Source organism: Streptomyces sp. NPDC091377, assembly GCF_044757045.1.
Taxonomy (GTDB): domain Bacteria; phylum Actinomycetota; class Actinomycetes; order Streptomycetales; family Streptomycetaceae; genus Streptomyces.
Genome location: NZ_JBIVUE010000059.1, coordinates 1 through 1,552 on the forward strand (window position 1 = coordinate 1; position 1,552 = coordinate 1,552).

Here is a 1,552-nt window from a genome sequence, read left to right on the forward strand (position 1 = left end):
CCCGCCCCGTTATGGTTTCCGCGGTCCTGCAATAGGACCGCTGGCCTCCGGGCCCGGCATGACTTTTGCCCCCTGTCGAACGGATGACCTGGGGGGTGGTGCCACCGGGCTCGGGAGGTGCCGTCGGAGACGCTGATCAGAGGTCCGGCCACCGCCCGGTCCGGCGCAATGCCGGACAGCTCGCAGGCGGCAGGTCTGCATAACGTGGATGCGCGCGTACGACACCACTGCCGAGGCCGGAACCTTCAACTCCCTTGGAAAGGTGCGATGTTCGACACCGAAGACGTGGGCGTGTTCCTCGGCCTGGACGTCGGCAAGAGCGCCCATCACGGACACGGGCTGACTCCGGCCGGCAAGAAGGTCTTCGACAAGCAGCTGCCCAACAGCGAGCCGAAACTGCGGGCGGTGTTCGACAAGCTGGCCGCGAAGTTCGGCACGGTCCTGGTGATCGTGGACCAGCCCGCATCCATCGGAGCCCTCCCGCTCACGGTCGCCCGGGACGCGGGCTGCAAGGTCGCCTACCTGCCCGGACTCGCGATGCGACGGATCGCCGACCTGTATCCGGGCGAGGCCAAGACCGATGCGAAGGACGCTGCGGTCATCGCGGACGCGGCCCGGACCATGCCGCACACCCTGCGCTCGCTGGAGCTCACCGATGAGATCACCGCCGAACTCACGGTCCTCGTCGGCTTCGACCAGGACCTCGCGGCCGAGGCCACCCGCGCGTCCAACCGGATACGCGGCCTGCTCACCCAGTTCCACCCGTCGCTGGAACGAGTCCTGGGCCCTCGCCTCGACCACCAGGCCGTCACCTGGCTGCTGGAGCGCTACGGCTCCCCGGCCGCACTGCGCAAGGCCGGCCGCCGCAGGCTCGTCGAGCTCATCCGGCCCAAGGCCCCGCGCATGGCCGCCCGGCTGATCGACGATGTCTTCGAGGCGTTGGACGAGCAGACCGTCGTGCTCCCGGGGACCGGCACCCTCGACATCGTCGTGCCCTCCCTGGCCCGCTCTCTCGCCGCTGTCCAGGAGCAGCGCCGGGCTCTGGAAGCCCAGATCAACGCCCTGCTGGAGGCCCACCCTCTTTCCCCGGTCCTGACGTCGATGCCCGGCGTCGGCGTCAGGACCGCCGCCGTCCTGCTGGTCACCGTCGGCGACGGCACCAGCTTCCCCACCGCCGCCCACCTCGCCTCCTACGCCGGACTCGCCCCGGCCACGAAGTCGTCGGGGACCTCCATCCACGGCGAACACGCACCACGCGGCGGAAACCGGCAGCTCAAACGCGCCATGTTCCTCTCCGCCTTCGCCTGCATGAACGCCGATCCCGCCTCCCGCACCTACTACGACAAGCAACGCGCCCGCGGCAAAACTCACACCCAGGCCCTCCTCCGCCTCGCCCGCCAACGCATCAGCGTCCTGTTCGCCATGCTCCGAGACGGCACCTTCTACGAATCCCGCCCGCCCGCGGACGTCGAGCTCGCCGCATGACCCCAGCCAGCCCGAATCACCCCAAACCCCACAGAGACGCCTTGACGAAGGACATAGAGGCACCCCC

The 1,552-nt window shown here is 69.5% G+C and carries 1 protein-coding gene; it reads left to right on the forward strand.

All coding sequences use genetic code 11. The annotated features are described in order from the left end of the window. The first annotated feature begins 267 nt into the window (after positions 1-267). On the forward strand, positions 268-1,485 hold the full coding sequence (locus tag ACIQNG_RS39095) for an IS110 family transposase (protein ID WP_401492028.1): 1,218 nt from the start codon (positions 268-270) through the stop codon (positions 1,483-1,485). Positions 1,486-1,552: the final 67 nt, after the last annotated feature.